The organism is Halomonas ventosae, from assembly GCF_004361885.1.
Classification (GTDB): Bacteria; Pseudomonadota; Gammaproteobacteria; order Pseudomonadales; family Halomonadaceae; genus Halomonas; species Halomonas ventosae_C.
The window spans coordinates 25,286-40,865 of the sequence record NZ_SNWH01000022.1 but is presented as its reverse complement, the minus strand read 5'-3'; the positions used below and the strand labels follow the sequence as shown (position 1 = coordinate 40,865).

Genomic DNA, 15,580 nt, shown 5'->3' with positions numbered 1-15,580 from the left:
TGCCGAACTCAGCAGTGAAACCGCTCAGCGCCGATGGTAGTGTGGGGCCTCCCCATGCGAGAGTAGGTCATCGTCAGGCACTTATCCCGAAAAAACCCCGAGTTCATTTGAGCTCGGGGTTTTTTTATGGGGGGCTTCCCCCTGGCCCCGTTTGTTCCCGACAAACGGATCCAGGCGTTAGGCGCCGGGGTTTTGCTCGATGCCTTGCAGGTACCAGGGGGCACCGTCGCGCAACTCGCGGATCAGGTGCCAGGTCTCGTTGAACTCGTTCTCCTCGCCGTTTTCGGCGATGATGCCGTGGAAGATCACGGTGGCCTCGGCCTTGTCGCTTACTTCGCGAATGCCGCCGAGTTCGGCGAACATCCGCACGATCTCGGTGTGATTGTTGGCCGGCTGCTGGGCACGTTCCTCGCGCAACAGGTTATAAAGCTCGGGAGTCACGTATTCCTGAATACCGGTGAAGTCATTGTTGTCCCAGGCGCGTTGGAGGGTCATGAAATGCTCCTTGGCGCCACTGAGGAAGCGTTCGCGGTCGAACCACTCGGGTTTCGTGGCAAAGGCAGCATTATTACCTTGTAGTCCGGGTTCGGCCTGGAAGCTCTGCGGGCCGGCGGACTGACCCGGTCCGCCGGCCATGGACGGGCGGCGCCGAACGAAGAGCTTGAAGAGCAAGAAGGCGGCACCGGCAACCAGCAGGAGGTCCATCAGGCGCAGTTCGTCGAAGGCGCCACCGAAGAACAGCGCGGCAAGCAAGCCGCCTGCGAGCATTCCACCGAGCATGCCGCCCATCCGCGAGCCCGGACGGGCCTGGGTGGTGCGGTTGCCGGTGGTCTGGTTCTGGGTAGCCGCGGGCTGTTGCACGCTGCGGGACTGGCTGCCGAAGCTCTTGCCGCCACCCAGGCGGCGCGCATCGGCATGGTCCACAGCTAGGCCGAAGCCCAGCACACCGACTATCAGCATGACGAGAAGGTGACGCATCGGGAATTCTCCATCGGGGAAGGGGGATGAGAAAGGGTCGGAAGCCTCCATTCTACCGATTATGCTGGTCAGCCACGACAATTAACGCATAAACAGAGAGGTGCCGCTGATGCGCCTGAGGCGAGAGAAGAGCCTGCTGCTGATCGTCGACCTGCAGACCGGCCTGCTGCCGGTCATCGAGCATGGTGACCAGGCGGTGACCGAGGCCGCCTGGCTGGGTGGCATGGCCGGCGAACTCGAGGTGCCGGTGTGGGTTACCGAGCAGTATCCCGAGGGGTTGGGAGGCAGCGAGGAGCGGCTACTCGAGGCACTGCCGGCGCACCGCCTGTGGCACAAGGTTCACTTCGATGCCCATGCCGAGCCGGCCTTCGCTGAGGCGATGGGCGCGTCAGATCGCCATCAAGTGGTGCTGTGCGGTACCGAGGCGCACATCTGCGTGATGCAGACCGGGCTTGGCCTGCTCGAGGCGGGCTACCAGGTCTACTGGCTGGTGGAGGCCTGCGCCAGTCGGCGCTCAGCCGAGGCCCGGCTGGCCAAGGAGCGGATGGTCCAGGCCGGCGCGGTGCCGGTGAGTGCCGACATGGTTGCCTACGAGTGGTTGCACCGCTGTGACGATGCGTGCTTCAAGCAGGCTCACCGTCGCTTTCTGAGGAGCCGCTCGGCGCGCCCTCTGGTGTTTACCGGCTAGTCAATCAGGTGGCGCCCTCGGCTCGGGTGAAGACCAGGGTGTCGCCTTCCGAGAGAGCGGCGTTGTAGGCATAGCCCGCCACGTCGAAGTCCTTGAGGTCCTCGGGGTCGTCCAGGCGCTCGCGGATCATCCAGGCGGCCATCAGGCCGCGGGCCTTCTTGGCGTAGAAGCTGATGATCTTCAGCTTGCCGTTCTTCTCGTCCTTGAACACCGGGGTGATCACCCGTGAGGTGAGTGCTCGGGTGTCGATCGCCTTGGCGTACTCGTTGGAGGCCAGGTTGACCAGCACCGGCGTACCGCTTTTCTCCACGGCGCGGTCGAGCTCGGCGGTGAGGGTCGACCTCCAGAAGGCGTAGAGGTCCTTTCCGGCGGGATTGTCGAGCTTGGTGCCCATCTCCAGGCGGTAGGGCTGGATCAGGTCGAGGGGGCGCAGCAGGCCATAGAGGCCAGAGAGGATGCGCAGGTGTTGTTGAGCGAAGGCGTTGTCGTCGTCGCTGAAGGACGTTGCCTCAAGACCCATGTAGACATCGCCCTGGAAGGCCTGGGCGGCGGGCTTGGCGTTCTCGGGCGTGAAGGGGGTGTGCCATTCGGCGAAGCGGGCGGCATTGAGCCCGGCCAGCTTGTCGCTGATGCCCATCAGCTCGCTGAGCCGCTGGGGCGAGTAGTCGCGCAGGATCTCGATCAGCTCACGGCTACGCTCGAGATACTCCGGCTGGGTGTGCAGGGTCGTGGTGGCCGGAGTCTCGAAGTCCAGCGTCTTGGCGGGTGAGATCACGCTCAGCATGGGGCGTTCCTGTACCTGAAGGAGGGGGTAGCCAGATGGCAATGAATGCAAGCCAGTATACCAAGCCCCCCTGGTGCGAGGGGCTATCGTGGCGATAGCTCCTCGTGCTGGCGTGGGCTCAGGATGCGGGGTTGGGAATGCGTCGATGAACCGCCTCGATGGCCTCAAGCACCTCGGCGTCGAGCCGCAGGGACTCGCTGGCCAGGTTGCTCTCCAGCTGCTCCTTGGTAGTAGCGCCGATGATGTTGCTGGTCAAAAAGGGGCGCGAGTTGACGTAGGCCAGGGCCATACGGGCGGGGTCCAGGCCATGGTCGCGGGCGATCTGCACATAGGCCGAGGTCGCCTCCTCGGCCAGCGGGTTGCTGTAGCGCTGGAAGCGCTCGAAGCGGGTCAGCCGGGCGCCGGCAGGACGGGCGCCATTAAGGTACTTGCCGGAGAGCATGCCGAAGGCCAGCGGCGAGTAGGCCAGTAGTCCCACCCGCTCGCGATGGGCGACCTCGGCCAGCCCCACCTCGAAGGTGCGATTGAGCAGGCTGTAGGGGTTCTGGATGCTGGCGACACGTGGCAGGCCAAAAGTGTCGGCCAGGTGTAGAGCGCGCATCACACCCCAGGGCGTGTCGTTGGAGAGCCCGATGGCGCGTGTCTTGCCGGCATCCACCAGCTCCTTGAGCGCCGCCAGGGTCTCCTCCAGCGGTGTGGCATCCTCCTGGGCATCGTGCTCGTAGCCGAGCCTGCCAAAGAAGTTGGTCTTCCGCTCGGGCCAGTGCAGCTGGTAGAGGTCCACGTAGTCGGTCTGCAGCCGGGCGAGGCTTTCGTCGATCGCCTGGTGGAGATGCTCGCGGGTGAGACGCGGGCCGCCGCGGATGTGTTCGAGGCCGGGACCAGCGGCCTTGGTGGCGATGATCACGTCATCACGGGTGCTGCGACGCTTGAGCCAGCTGCCGACAAAGGCTTCGGTACGACCTTGGGTGTCGGCCTTGGGAGGCACCGGGTACATCTCGGCGGTATCGATGAAGTTAATGCCGAAGGCCACGGCGCGGTCGAGCTGCTCGTGGGCCTCGGCTTCACTGTTCTGCTCGCCAAAGGTCATGGTGCCAAGGCACAGGCGGCTGACCTCGATGCCGGTATCGCCTAGCGGTCTTGTCTGCATCGGTGGCTCCTGGTAGGAGTGCTGAAGGGATTGACCTGGTAGGGTAGCGGGGCTTAGCCGAGGCGGCAAATCGCGGGGTTGAGTCACTGCCTGGGGGCGCGTATGCTTGCTGCCCGTTGACCCGGCGGAGTCCGCAGGGCCACCTTTGTACTGCAGGAAGCAATGCCGGCCACAAGAGGTGGCCGGTATCGCTTTCGCACCACTGGACGCAGGGCTGTTGCCATGTCAGAGGCATCCTCACTGTTCACCCGGCTCGAGTACCGGCTTGCACAGCAACTGTTCCATACCCGCTGGCTGCCCCGCTCGCCGCGTACCCAGCGCCTGACCATGCACCTCTTCCAGCGCTGCGCCAATGCCGGGCATCCGGCGGCGCTGTCGCAGTATGGTCATATGCTTTTCCACCGCGGCGTCAGTCCCCAGGACAAGTCCCGCGGGGCGCGCTACGTGCTCGAGGCAGCCCATGCCGGGGATGCCAAGGCCCAGTACCAGGCCGGCCAGATCCACGAGCACGGTTGCGCCCAGTATCCTTCCCGCCACGAGCATGCCGTGACCTGGTATGCGCGCGCCGGTGAGGCGGGTCATCCGCTGGCGGCGAGCCGACTGGCCCGTGCTTACTGCGACGGCGAGCTGGGGCTGCCGGTGGATGTCGAGAAGGCGAGGCACTGGCAGGTTCTGGCCGACCGCCTGGCGGGGCTTGCCGGCTCGCTGGACAGGGCCGACGGCGAGACGCGACACTAGTCGTTTGCCTTTCCTGCCATCGGCTATCTCGATCAAGGACGCTCCCGCCCGTGACGTTACCCACTCTGCTGGATATCGAGGCGTCCGGCTTTGGGCGCGGCAGCTACCCCATCGAGGTCGGCTTGGCCCGCGCCGATGGCAGTACCTGCGCCTTCCTGATCCAGCCACTGACCGAGTGGACGCATTGGGACCCCAAGGCCGAGCTGCTTCACGGCATCAGCCGCGGACGTCTGCAGCGTGAGGGCTACCCGGTGCGTCAGGTGGCTCGCTGGCTCAATGACGAGCTGACGGAGCCGGGTATCGCCTACAGTGACAGCTGGGGCTACGACAACACCTGGCTGTCGCTGCTCTTCCACCATGCGGGCATGCTGCCGGGCTTCCGCCTGGAGGCCTTGCGCATCCTGCTCAGCGAGCGGCAGCAGGCCCTGTGGAGCCATACCAAGGAGCTCATCATCCGCGAGCAGGGCATCCATCGGCATCGGGCCGGCGATGACGCCCACTTGCTGCAGCTCACCTACCTGCGCACCCTCGCGCTCGCCGCCGGCGCCTGAGGCCGGGTCGCTCAGCCCACCATGGCCAGTCGCTTCTCCAGTGCATCGAGCAGCTCGGTGGGGTCTGCAGCGTCGATCAGCTCGGCCCGGGTGCGACCATTGAGGAAGCCCTGCGCCACGGTAGTGTCGAGGAAGGCCAGCAGTGGAGTATAGAAGCCGGCGATGTCGAGCACGCCGATCGGCTTGTCATGCAGGCCCAGGTACTGCCAGGTCCAGGCCTCGAAGAATTCCTCCAGGGTACCGATGCCGCCGGGCAGCATCAGGAAGGCATCGGCATGGGCCGCCATGCTCGCCTTGCGCTCGTGCATGTTGCGTACCCGCACCAGCTCGCTCAGGCCATGGTGAGCCTGCTCGCGCTCGACCAGGTGGTCGGGCATGACGCCGATGACCTCGCCGCCGGCCGCCATGACTGCATCGGCCAGGGTGCCCATCAGGCCAACGCGGGCACCACCATAGACCAGGCCGTGACCACGCCGGGCCAGCTCGCCGCCGAGCTGGCGCACGGCCGCAAGGAATTGCGGGTCACGGCCCTTCCGGGAGCCCAGATAGACGCAGAATCTCGACATCTCTTCTCCTTGGCAACAAGCGTTTGCCCTCCCAGGAGCTGATGGCCAGGGGGCCTACTGGGGTCAGGGCAGGCAGTCGGCTACCGCATGGTGCGCGTCGAGCCATTGGCCGATGACATTCTCGCCGCACAGATGATGGGCATACTGAGTGTGCAGGCAGCGCACCTGGTCGCGGTTGGCGATGCCGCCGATGCCGCGCCGGGTGAGCACCTCCGTATAACCCAGCCGGACCACCTCGGCCCGCTGGGCCTCGCTCATGTAGGCCCAGCGGGCCGCCACATAGGCCTCGTGGCTGCGGTGGTAGGCGGCCAGGAAGTCGGGGTCCTGCTGCAGGCGTCTCTCCAGCTGCTTGATCACCCCGGCGGCCTCGATGTGCGAGATCTCGACCTTGAGCCGCGCGGAGCAGAGCCAATAGAGCGTCGGGAAGGGGGTGCCGTCGACGATGGGCGCCATGCGCAGCACCAGTGGGGTACCTTCACCGTCGGTGGCCGCCACGCTCTCGATGCCGCGGGGTGCGCGACCCAGCTGCTCGGTAATGATGGCCAGTTGTCGCGCATCAGGGGCCAGATCGGTGCGGATCACCATCGTCGTCATCCCGTACGAACTTGTTCGAGCGCCCTACGGCGAGGAAGAAGGCGCGGTTGAGCTGCTCGGGAGTGGGTACGTAGCGCCACTCCCGCTCGCAGTATTCGCCGGCGCGCGCCATCAGCACATCGTGGAGGCGATTGAACGGCGCATCATAATCGTAAGGGTCGGCACCGAACAAGCGGATATGCGGGTAATCGGCAAAGCGCTCGAGGAAGTAGCGCTCCAGGTCGGCCTCGACGGCGCGATGCCGAGGCGTGTCGTCCGGGTCTAGCCAGAGGGTATAGCGGATAGCCATGTAGGGCTCCCGTAGGTAGTTGGCGGCCCTGTTGTGACAATGCTTTCCTGAGTTCGGCTCGGTGCGGTTTATTACCGAGCCAGAGCGGCAAGGCGGGCCTCGGTCAGGCGCATCAGGTCGCTAGGCGCCAGGCAGAGCTCCAGCCCGCGGCGACCGCCGCTGACGTGGAGGGTCTCGCGCTGCTCGGCGCCGACATCGAGGAAGGCGGGCAGGCGCTTCTTCTGGCCCAGCGGGCTGATGCCGCCGACCACGTAGCCGGTGGCGCGCTCGGCATCGGCGGGGTCGGCCAGGCTGGCCTTGCGCGCCCCGGCGGCCCGGGCCAGGGCCTTGAGGTCGAGCTGGGCAGAGACCGCCAGCATGGCCATCGCCAGGCGGCCGTCGTCGAGCCGGACAAGCAAGGTCTTGAACACCGCCTCGGGCGAGAGGCCCAGCGCCCGGGCGGCCTCCTCGCCATAGGCGGGGCTGCGCGGGTCGTGGTCGTACTCGGCCAGGGTGAATGCCACGCCGGCTCGCTCGAGCGCCTTCACCGCCGGGGTCATGCGTCTGCCGGCTCTGCCTGGAGATGCGCTTCGAGGGCCTCGCGCAGCTCGCCTTCGATAGGGACGGACTTCTTGGTTGTATGGTCGAAATGCACCATCACGGCATGGCCGAGATTGGTCAGCTGGCCGTCCTGGCGCGCCTCCTGGCTCACCGTGAAAGAGCTGTTGCCAAGCCGCGAGATGTAGGTGCGGATCTCGATCTCACGGCCGTACTGCAGCTCGGCCCGGTAGTCGACCTCCATACGGGCTATGATCAGGCGCCACTTGCGCGGGTCCAGATCCGGCGTGAACAGTCGAAAGAGGTCGTTGCGGGCCAGCTCGAACCAGGCCGGCAGCCGGGTATTGTTGACGTGGCCCAGGGCATCGGTGTCGTAGAAGGCGGGCTCGATGGTGCGGATAAACATCTGGCGTTTCCTCGTGATGACCTTGCAGGGAGAACAGCTTTGCGCCAAGCAAGCACTCGGTCAAGCCTGCGGGCGAGAGTGCCTGGCCAGGCGTGCTGCCCGCCAGGCCAGCAGTCGGGTCCAGGCCAGCAGCCAGGCGGTGGCCACGGCGAAGCCGATCAGGGTGCCGAGCGAAAGCCCCAGGCGGTCATAGGTCAGCGAGACACACAGCGCATACCACAGCAAGGCACCCAGTCCGGCCGGGTAATGCTTGATCACCGTGGCCACCGGGGCGGCCCCATGGGTCAGGTGCAGGATCACCAGGAAGGGATACATGGTCACCGGAAAGGCGGCCATGACTCCGGCCCAGGCGGCCGGCATCACGTGGGCGAGGCCGGTGATCAGGAAGATGATCGCGGCGGCCAGCACGGCACGCAGACCCAAGGCGGCCCAGCTGAAGCCGCCACGCACGCCAGTGGCGGTTTCCGGTACCCGGCGGTAAAGCCGCAAGAAGACGACGATGGCGACCAGGGTGGTCAGTGTACCGGTCAGGCGTGTGAACTCCACCTGGGTCAGCAGCAGGCTCACCGCCAACCAGGCGGCGAATCCGCCCGCGGTGCCGGCGAGCACGCCGGGCAGGCCGTCGCGGCGGGCGCACAGCAGGTAGCCGCCGCTCAGCGCCAGCGTGGCGGTGAAGCCGGCCAGGGTATGCACGGCGCTCTGGGTAGCGAAGGCGGGGGAGATCTCCAGGCCGATGAAGAACAGCGCGATGGCGGTACCCAGCGGGTAACCGGCGAGCAGGCCGGCCACCCGGGTGCTGACCCGTTCGGCGATCACCGAGAGCCCGAGCACCACACCGATCGATACCAGCAACTTGGCCAGCTGCCAGCTGAGGGGAACTTCCATCCAGTTTTCCTTATCTCTTCGGGTGCATCCTGAGATGTCGGGAGGCCCACATGGCCGGGAATCACCTGTCGCCCCCGCCGCGTCCGGCGGTCTGCGAACTGTGCGGACGCGCCGCGCCGCTGACCCGTCACCACCTTATCCCGCGAGCCCTGCACGGCAAGGCCCGCTATCGGCGTCGTTTCGACCGGGTGGAGCGGCTTACCGCCATCCTGTGGGTCTGCCACGCCTGCCACAAGCACCTGCACGCGGTGCTCAGCGAACGCGAAATGGCTGAGCATTATCGCAGCCGCGAGGCGTTGATGGCGCATCCGCAGATTCAGACCTTCGTCGCATGGCTCTCTACCAAGCCCGCCGGTTTCCGACCCAAGAAGCGGGCCGTGCGGCGACGCTAGTCGATCGTCAGATCAGGCGCAGCCCCTTGAGATCGCGCCAGGCGGCCCTCAGAGCAACGGCCAGCGGTACGCGAAGATGGTCGGGTAGCGCCTGCTCGGCGTCGGCAAGGTCCACGAAGTTGCGGTTGCGCAGCCAGCAGTAGGCCCAGGCGCTGGCCTCATCGTCACCGGCCGGCAGCGGCCGAGCGGGCATCTTCACCAGCAGGAAGGTGGCGGTGCGCGCCGCCCACAGGGGCGGTTCCTCGCCGTCGGGGTGGCTCCACTTGGCGAGGGTCTCGCCATCCGGGGTGTGCTCGGGATGGCCGATCCGTGTTACCCGGGCGGTCTCGGCAAGCAGCAGCGCCAGATGCTCGGCATCGCCCTGGCCGAGGGTCAGCCACTGGGCCACGAGGGCGGATAGACCGCGGCGTACCTTGGCATAGAAGCTGAATTGGGGCATGGTCTCGTGCATATTGCTGGCCTTCTGGTGTCGGGAGTTGCCCATGGAATTCGATTTTGCCACGCCCATCGAGCGTCGCCATCCGCAGCAGTTTGACTGGCCGTCACAGAAGTGGCATCGCTACGGCGATGACGTGCTGCCGCTGTGGGTCGCTGACATGGACTTCGCCTCGCCCCCGGCGGTCATCGAGGCGGTGCGGGCGCGAGTATCCCATGGCGTCTTCGGCTATGGCCTGGTGCCCGACTCGCTGCGCGAGACTCTCTGCCACTGGAGTATCGAGCACTACGGCTGGGCCATCGAGCCTGGCTGGCAGCTGTGGCTGCCGGGGGTGGTGCCGGCGCTGCACATGGCGAGCCTGGCGCTGACTGAACCCGGCGACGGCATACTGACGGTCACGCCCATCTACCCGCCTTTCCTGCGGGTGGCCGAGCGCACCGGCCGGCGGCCCCAGCAGGCGACGCTGAGCGCCCCGGCAGCGCCCGGCGAGCCATGGCGGCTCGACCTCGCGGCGCTGGAGGCCGCTATCACGCCCGAGACCCGGCTATTGCTCTGGTGCCATCCCCATAACCCTACCGGGCGGGTCTGGACGCGGGAGGAGCTCTCTGGGCTGGCGGCGCTGGTCGAGCGTTACGATCTGCTGGTGGTCTCCGACGAACTGCACTGCGACCTGCTGCTCGACCAGGGCGCCCACCATCTGCCGCTGGCCGCCGCTTTCCCCGAGCTGGCCTCGCGCATCCTAACGCTCTGGGCGCCCTCCAAGACCTTCAACCTGGCGGGGCTGACCACTGCCTGCGCGGTGATTCCAGACGCCGACCTGCGGCAGCGCTTCGCCAGGGGCATCAAGGGGTTGACACCCGATGGCAACGTGTTGGGGCTGGTCGCTGCCGAAGCCGCCCATGCCCATGGCGAACCTTGGCGGCAGGCGCTGCTGGAGGTGTTGCGCGGTCATCGCCGGACGCTGGAGGAGCGGGTGGCCAACTGGCCCGGCGTGGCCATGAGCCCGCCACAGTCGACCTATCTGGCCTGGCTGGATCTGCGTGAGGCACATGCGCTCGAGCGACTGTCAGGGCCGCCGCAGCGGCTGCTGCTCGAGCGGGCTGGCGTCGCACTATCCGACGGCGCCGATTTCGGCTGGCCGGGTTTTGCCCGGCTCAACTTCGGCACCACGGCCAAGCAGCTGGAGGCGGCGCTGGCGCGGCTGGATGGCGTGCTGCGCCAGACTCAGTAGAGCAGCGCAAACAGCTTGCGACGATAGGCGACCGTTAGCGGATGGTCGGCGCCCAGGGCATCGAAGACCTGCAACAGCGTGCGGCGGGCGGCATCGTCACCATAGGTACGGTCGTGCTTCATCAAGGTGAGCAGGGCTTCCAAACCAGCCTCGTAGTGGCCGTCGGCCACCTGGCGCAGGGCACGCTTGAATTGGGCTTCGCTGTCGTCGCGGTCCTCCAGTGCGGCCAGCTCCTCAGCGGTGGGCGCCTGCTCGCCGAACTCGATGCGGGCGCGTACACCGCGAGCCGGGGCGGCGTCGCGCTCCTCCGGCGGGAGGTTGTCGAGCAGATGGCGAGCCTGTTCGCTCTGGCCTTCGGCCACCAGGGCTCGGGCCAATTCCACTTGGTAGGGGGTATGCTGTGGATATTGCTGCACCAGTTCCTGGTAGATGGCTCGGGCTGTGGCAGCGTCACCGGCGGCCAAGGCCTCGGCGGCCTGGTCCTCGGGGCTTTTTGGGGCCTCCTCCGGCGCCGGGAAGTAGCGTCCCAGCCATTCGAGCACCTGCTTCTCGGGCAGGGCCCCCTGGAAGTGGTCGACCAGCCCGCCCTGGCTGATCAGCTTGACGTCAGGCACCGAACGCACGCCGAGCTGACCGGCGATCTCCCGATTCTCGTCGATGTTGAGCTTGGCAAGAATGAAGGCACCCTGGTACTCGCGAGCCAGCTTCTCAAGGATCGGTGTCAGGTTCTTGCTGGACTCGCTTGAGGGTGCCCAGCAGTCGAGCAGCACGGGCACCTGCATCGAGGTCTCGAGTAGCTGCTGGATGTTGCTGGCATCGACGTCGATGATCATCTCGACGTCCTGGCCGCCGGGCGAGGCGTCATCGGCATGCTCGCCGGCGGGAATGTCATCGGTGAGCGGCTCACCGGTACGGGGGTCGACGATGGGCATAATCGCTAGCCTTGCGTGGGGATGAATTTGTTTGCAGATGCGGGTGATCGCCCGTGACTTCAAGGGGAGCAGCCCATGCTAGGGCAAATTCTGCGTATGACCCGCCGGGCTGGCGAAGCCGAGCCCGACGAGCGACCAGAAGGGACAGAAGGGGTTACCCGAGACATGAAAAAGGCCAGAACGGGTAGGTTATGGCCTCTCTCTGGGATTTGGTAGCGGGGACCGCTGAAGTTGAGGTGAAAGCGAACCGATGACCGATGGTTATGCCGCATAGGAAAAAACCGACCCCCTTAGGAATCGGCTTTTTTCGATGTTTGGTAGCGGGGACCGGATTTGAACCGATGACCTTCGGGTTATGAGCCCGACGAGCTACCAGACTGCTCCACCCCGCATCAACGTGCGGCATATTCTACAGACTATGCGCCTTTGGTCAAGGGTTGCTTTCAAACGCTCGTCCCGAGGACCTTACCTGGTCCATACTGCTTTTGCTGTCATGAAGGTGACAGGTCCATTAACAATACTGGCGGGTGATGGCCAGACTGGCATCTCGCCAGACAAGATGTCATGCATATCAGGGAGGTAATCAATGGCAACTCAAGCACACGTCGCCTGGGTCACCGGTGGTACCGGGGGTATCGGCAGCGCCATCTGCCGTTCGTTGGCCTCGCAGGGCTACATGGTGGTGGCGGGATACCACAATCCGGATAAGGCCAAGACCTGGCTGGAGGCCCAGAAGTCCGAGGGCTTCGACAACATCGACATCGCCGGGGTTGACCTGGTCGACTATGACGCCTGCGTGAAGGGGGTCAAGGAGATCGAGGAAAAGCATGGTCCCATTGCCGTGCTGGTCAACTGCGCAGGGATCACTCGGGACGGCACTCTCAAGAAGATGTCGCCCGAGCAGTGGCACGAGGTCATCGACACCAACCTCAACAGTGTCTTCAATACTTGCCGCAGCGTGATCGAGAGCATGCTCGACAAAGGTTATGGACGGATCATCAACATTTCTTCGATCAATGGCCGCAAGGGTCAGTTCGGCCAGGCCAACTATGCTGCCGCCAAGGCGGGCATGCATGGCTTGACCATGTCCCTTGCCCAGGAGACTGCTACCAAGGGGATCACCGTGAACACGGTGTCGCCCGGCTACATTGCCACCGACATGATCATGAACATTCCTGAGAAGGTGCGCGAGGCCATCCGCGAGACCATTCCAGTCAAGCGCTACGGGAAGCCCGAGGAGATCGGTCGCCTGGTGACCTTCCTCGCCGACGAGGAGTCGGGTTTCATTACCGGCGCCAATTACGACATCAATGGCGGGCAGTTCATGGGCTGATCGCCCGACCGTCGCACCCGCCCCCCCCCCCGCCGGTAACCCTGGCGGCGGGGGGCAGCATTTCTGATCAGGACGGAGGCAGTTCGGCGAGGCTCTCGAGCAGGCGGTCGAGCTCTCCCACCTCGCGTGCCCATAATCCTTCGGGCATCGGGCCATTGGCGAGCAGGCCGGCCAGTATCTGGCGCAGCTCTTCGGTTCGGGTAGTCTGCTGGCCCAACGTGTCGTTGAGGCGTTCGACCTGGATTGCCAGGCGCAACGGGTCGTCACGCCGGTTGCCCCGGCCGCCGGCCAGCAGCGACAGGTGGGCCCGCAGACGTGCCAGGCGCTCCACTACCGCTTGATCGGCCGAGTGATCGGCCTTCGACGTTCGGGCAGCATTGCGATGCTCATGGGCCTGGCGTAGTGCATTCGAGAGGGTCAGCTCGGCGGGGAGGGCAATCTGCTCGGCGGAGCCGCCTGCCAGGTACCGGGCATCCGCCTGCAGGTGAGCATTGAGCAAGGGGCGGATGGCCTGCCAGCGCTGGGCCTCTTCGGCCAGCGACAGGCGGGCCAGGCGCTCGCGGCGGGCCCGCACAATGCCAGCCCAGCGGCGCCGCATGCCCTCGCTGCGCCGCCCCGAAGGTAGCGGCTCCAGGGCGGTGGCCTCGCGCACGGCCTCATCCAGCATGCCGGCCTCGTGGCTATGTGTCGGATGCCAGCTGTCGAGTCGGTCGATCAGCGACTGCATGGCTTCCAGTCGGGCGCGGTTGCGCTGGGCCTGGTCATCCCGGGCGGCCTCCCGGCTGGCGAAGATGTTGTCACACAGTGAGCGGAACTCTCGCCACAGGGCCTGCTCCTCTCCCTTGGGGGCGCGGCCCAACTCGCGCCAGCGGCGTTGCAGCGCCTTAGCCTGCTCGGCTCGCCGGGTCGAGTGCATGTCCTGGTCGAGAAGCGCGCGTGTCTGTTCGATCAGTTCGCGCTTGGCCTCGGCGATCTCCCCGGCGCGCCGTTCGATCAGCGCCTGAAGGTCATGGCGGATGCGCCCGAAACGACGGCCGAGGGTGTCGGCCTTATCGCGGGGCACTGGGGCCAAGCGGCGCCACTGTTCTTGCGAGCGATCGCGAATCTCGCGCAGCGCATCAGGGTCGGCCTCGTGAGCGGGCTGCTCGAGTAGTGTCTCGAGCTGTTCACACAGCGCTTCGCGAGCCTCCAGGTTGCGTTGACGCTCGGCCTGCTGGTGTTCTCGCCAGGGAGCCAGTCGCTGGTGGATGCGCTCGGAGGCGGCACGGAAGCGCTCGGACTGCTGACGGTTGGCGGCGGCGTTGCCCAAGGCTTTCCATTCCTTGACCAGCTGACGGTGGTGGCGGTCGAGTTCGGCTTCGCTCAGCGTGGCGTTGTTAGCCAGTTCCTCGATAGCGATGCACAGTTGGTCGCGCTTGGGGCCGGCGACAAAGCCGCGCCAGTCGCGCAGTTCCGCGAGTCGCGCGGTGAGTCGCTTGAGTCGCGCCTGGTGGGGCTGTAGCGGTGCCTGGGGTAGCCGGTCGGCTTGCTGGCGCAGGTCCTGTTGGAGGCGGCTGGCGCCCTTGAAGGCGCCGCTTTCCAGCAGGCGCTCGAGCTGGTCGAGTTCCTCGACGAAGCGCGACATTCGCGCGTTCAGGTCGTCATCCTTGCGGCTTCGCTCGCTGGCGAGGCGCTGGTGGGCGCGTTGCAGCAGCGGAGCCGGGGCCAGTCCCGCTGGCCAGCCGCAGGCCTCGACCAGGGCCTCGAGACGTTGGTCATCGCCATCGGTCAGGGCCTGCTCGATCGCCTCGGCGCGTTCCTCCAGGCGCACGCGTGCCTGAACGATATCCTCGTAGGCGGCCAGGGCCTGGTCGTAGCGCTCACGCAGTGCCTCGTCGGCGAGGTGCTGCTCTGAGAGTGCCTGCCAGCGGGCGGCCAGCAGGCGCTTCTGGGCGCGCAGGCTGGCGATGTCCTGGTCGGTGAGCCGGTCACTCTGATGAAGACTTGCGAGGCTCTCCTCCAGCGCTTCGACCAAGGCCTGCCGCGTCTGGTCGGCGCTCTCGCGCTGGCGATCATCGACATGGCGTGCATGCTCCTGGGCCTCGTGGTCGCCGATAACCTTGCGGCAGCGCAGGCAGGCCTCCTGGAAGCGTTGCTCCTGCTGCGCATCCGGCTGGTCTTCGAGCTTGCTCCACTCGCGCTTCAGGTGGCGGAAGCGACCGGCATAGAGCGGTTCCCAGGGGCTTGCAGCATGCTGCTCAAGGGTCTCGAGCAGGGCCTCGCGGCGCTGGTGGGCGGCCGCCAGGGAGGCGGCGTCGGCGCGTAATCGGTTAAGACGTTCACGCGCCATGCGTGCCACCTGCCGGTCACGGCGCGCGCCCTGCACCAGTCGCGACAACCCCGCTTCGCTCTCGATGCGAGCGGCGGCAGCATGACGCACGGCGGCGATCCCGTTGTCACAGGCCTGGCGGATCAGGTGCTCTTCCGCATCGAGACGGGCCAGGGCGGCAAGGCGCAGTTGCTGGTTGTCGCCCCGTAGCGCCACGTCGTTGAGCAACTCGGGGTCCTCGAGTCGCTCTACCAGGGCGATGCGGGTCGGCAGGTCATGTTGGCCGCGCTGGCCCACCAGCATCGCTGCCAGATGGTGGCGCAGCTCCGGTGAGGCGTCGCCCTGCTGGTACATGGCTAGCAGACGCTCGGGATTTTGCAGTCGTGACAGGGCCGCCTCCCGCACCTGGGGCTGGGGATCGCGCGCTAGCTGCTCAAGGGTCTGGCGCTGGTCATCGTGGGTAGGGTCGAGACGTCCCACGGCCTGTCGACGGACCTCGGGGTCCGGGTGATTCCAGCGCGGGGCGAACAGGCGACGAAGGAGTCCTGACATGGGGCATCCTGACAAAGGAATCGCTTCCCGGCGGTTACGGGAAGGTCGTTATTGTTGGCGGCACCGACGTGGGCCTGGGTCGCGTGTATCTAAGCACGTGGCGGGGCGGCAGAAAAGTCCAGTCGACGGAAAGGTGTGGCCTTGTGGAGACACTGACAAAGCGGCTCCTTGACCGTATCATCGGTTGCAGGGGCACAGGCACTCGCTTAGCGTTGTTGTGCTACCCCCGA

Annotated in this window: 18 protein-coding genes, 1 tRNA gene and 1 rRNA gene; 7 read left to right on the top strand and 13 right to left on the bottom strand. The window is 66.1% G+C overall.

Annotated elements, in window-relative coordinates; translation table 11 throughout:
- Positions 1-79, top strand: a 5S ribosomal RNA gene (gene rrf, locus DFO68_RS16085); the annotation flags it as partial.
- A 98-nt stretch (positions 80-177) separates the two neighbouring features.
- Here the strand turns inward: rrf and DFO68_RS13160 are convergent.
- Positions 178-978 carry a Tim44 domain-containing protein gene (locus tag DFO68_RS13160; RefSeq protein ID WP_133484101.1) on the bottom strand — a complete coding sequence of 267 codons (801 nt, stop codon included), beginning with the start codon at positions 976-978 and terminating at the stop codon, positions 178-180.
- 109 nt (positions 979-1,087) lie between these two features.
- On the opposite strand from DFO68_RS13160, the gene DFO68_RS13155 reads away from it, so the two are divergent.
- A complete protein-coding gene (locus DFO68_RS13155; RefSeq protein ID WP_133484100.1) occupies positions 1,088-1,666 on the top strand; it encodes an isochorismatase family protein in 579 nt (192 codons plus the stop codon).
- Between the two features lie 4 nt (positions 1,667-1,670).
- Here DFO68_RS13155 and yaaA read toward each other — a convergent pair whose 3' ends face one another.
- Both yaaA and DFO68_RS13145 read right to left on the bottom strand, forming a co-directional pair.
- Positions 1,671-2,450, bottom strand: a complete 780-nt coding sequence (gene yaaA / locus DFO68_RS13150; protein WP_133484099.1) for a peroxide stress protein YaaA — start codon at positions 2,448-2,450, stop codon at positions 1,671-1,673.
- Between the two features lie 118 nt (positions 2,451-2,568).
- A complete protein-coding gene (locus DFO68_RS13145) occupies positions 2,569-3,600 on the bottom strand; it encodes an NADP(H)-dependent aldo-keto reductase (protein ID WP_133484098.1) in 1,032 nt (343 codons plus the stop codon).
- Between the two features lie 222 nt (positions 3,601-3,822).
- On the opposite strand from DFO68_RS13145, the gene DFO68_RS13140 reads away from it, so the two are divergent.
- Together DFO68_RS13140 and DFO68_RS13135 are read left to right on the top strand one after the other, a co-directional pair.
- The gene (locus DFO68_RS13140; protein WP_133484097.1) at positions 3,823-4,338 is read left to right on the top strand and encodes a tetratricopeptide repeat protein; all 516 of its coding nucleotides are present in this window, start codon (positions 3,823-3,825) and stop codon (positions 4,336-4,338) included.
- A 50-nt stretch (positions 4,339-4,388) separates the two neighbouring features.
- Positions 4,389-4,889 carry a hypothetical protein gene (locus DFO68_RS13135; RefSeq protein WP_133484096.1) on the top strand — a complete coding sequence of 167 codons (501 nt, stop codon included), beginning with the start codon at positions 4,389-4,391 and terminating at the stop codon, positions 4,887-4,889.
- 11 nt (positions 4,890-4,900) lie between these two features.
- Here DFO68_RS13135 and DFO68_RS13130 read toward each other — a convergent pair whose 3' ends face one another.
- The 6 genes from DFO68_RS13130 to DFO68_RS13105 form a co-directional block, all read right to left on the bottom strand.
- The gene (locus tag DFO68_RS13130) at positions 4,901-5,455 is read right to left on the bottom strand and encodes a TIGR00730 family Rossman fold protein (RefSeq protein WP_133484095.1); all 555 of its coding nucleotides are present in this window, start codon (positions 5,453-5,455) and stop codon (positions 4,901-4,903) included.
- Positions 5,456-5,518: 63 nt separating this feature from the next.
- A complete protein-coding gene (locus DFO68_RS13125; protein WP_133484094.1) occupies positions 5,519-6,040 on the bottom strand; it encodes a DUF501 domain-containing protein in 522 nt (173 codons plus the stop codon).
- Positions 6,012-6,338, bottom strand: a complete 327-nt coding sequence (locus DFO68_RS13120; RefSeq protein ID WP_133484093.1) for a hypothetical protein — start codon at positions 6,336-6,338, stop codon at positions 6,012-6,014. Before DFO68_RS13120 ends, DFO68_RS13125 begins: the two co-directional genes overlap by 29 nt.
- A gap of 71 nt (positions 6,339-6,409) precedes the next feature.
- Entirely contained in the window at positions 6,410-6,877 is a 468-nt protein-coding gene (gene ybaK / locus DFO68_RS13115; protein ID WP_133484092.1) for a Cys-tRNA(Pro) deacylase, read from the bottom strand.
- Positions 6,874-7,281 carry an acyl-CoA thioesterase gene (locus DFO68_RS13110; RefSeq protein ID WP_133484091.1) on the bottom strand — a complete coding sequence of 136 codons (408 nt, stop codon included), beginning with the start codon at positions 7,279-7,281 and terminating at the stop codon, positions 6,874-6,876. Before DFO68_RS13110 ends, ybaK begins: the two co-directional genes overlap by 4 nt.
- Positions 7,282-7,341: 60 nt before the next feature.
- Positions 7,342-8,166 carry a hypothetical protein gene (locus tag DFO68_RS13105; RefSeq protein WP_133484090.1) on the bottom strand — a complete coding sequence of 275 codons (825 nt, stop codon included), beginning with the start codon at positions 8,164-8,166 and terminating at the stop codon, positions 7,342-7,344.
- Positions 8,167-8,216: 50 nt separating this feature from the next.
- Between DFO68_RS13105 and DFO68_RS13100 the strand changes: the two genes are divergently transcribed.
- Positions 8,217-8,558, top strand: a complete 342-nt coding sequence (locus DFO68_RS13100) for a hypothetical protein (protein ID WP_133484089.1) — start codon at positions 8,217-8,219, stop codon at positions 8,556-8,558.
- A gap of 7 nt (positions 8,559-8,565) precedes the next feature.
- On the opposite strand, the gene DFO68_RS13095 is transcribed toward DFO68_RS13100, so the two are convergent.
- Positions 8,566-8,997: a hypothetical protein gene (locus DFO68_RS13095; RefSeq protein ID WP_133484088.1), complete on the bottom strand. Its 432-nt coding sequence runs from the start codon at positions 8,995-8,997 to the stop codon at positions 8,566-8,568.
- Positions 8,998-9,040: 43 nt separating this feature from the next.
- On the opposite strand from DFO68_RS13095, the gene DFO68_RS13090 reads away from it, so the two are divergent.
- A complete protein-coding gene (locus DFO68_RS13090; RefSeq protein WP_133484087.1) occupies positions 9,041-10,225 on the top strand; it encodes a MalY/PatB family protein in 1,185 nt (394 codons plus the stop codon).
- On the opposite strand, the gene DFO68_RS13085 is transcribed toward DFO68_RS13090, so the two are convergent.
- Positions 10,219-11,157 carry a tetratricopeptide repeat protein gene (locus DFO68_RS13085; RefSeq protein WP_133484086.1) on the bottom strand — a complete coding sequence of 313 codons (939 nt, stop codon included), beginning with the start codon at positions 11,155-11,157 and terminating at the stop codon, positions 10,219-10,221. The two genes, DFO68_RS13090 and DFO68_RS13085, sit on opposite strands and share 7 nt — an antisense overlap.
- Positions 11,158-11,472: 315 nt before the next feature.
- A tRNA-Met gene (locus tag DFO68_RS13080) sits at positions 11,473-11,549 on the bottom strand.
- A gap of 194 nt (positions 11,550-11,743) precedes the next feature.
- Here DFO68_RS13080 and phbB point away from each other — a divergent pair.
- Positions 11,744-12,490, top strand: coding sequence for an acetoacetyl-CoA reductase (phbB, locus tag DFO68_RS13075; protein ID WP_133484085.1), 747 nt, complete (start codon positions 11,744-11,746; stop codon positions 12,488-12,490).
- Positions 12,491-12,557: 67 nt separating this feature from the next.
- On the opposite strand, the gene DFO68_RS13070 is transcribed toward phbB, so the two are convergent.
- On the bottom strand, positions 12,558-15,350 hold the full coding sequence (locus DFO68_RS13070; RefSeq protein WP_133484084.1) for a DUF349 domain-containing protein: 2,793 nt from the start codon (positions 15,348-15,350) through the stop codon (positions 12,558-12,560).
- Positions 15,351-15,580: the final 230 nt, after the last annotated feature.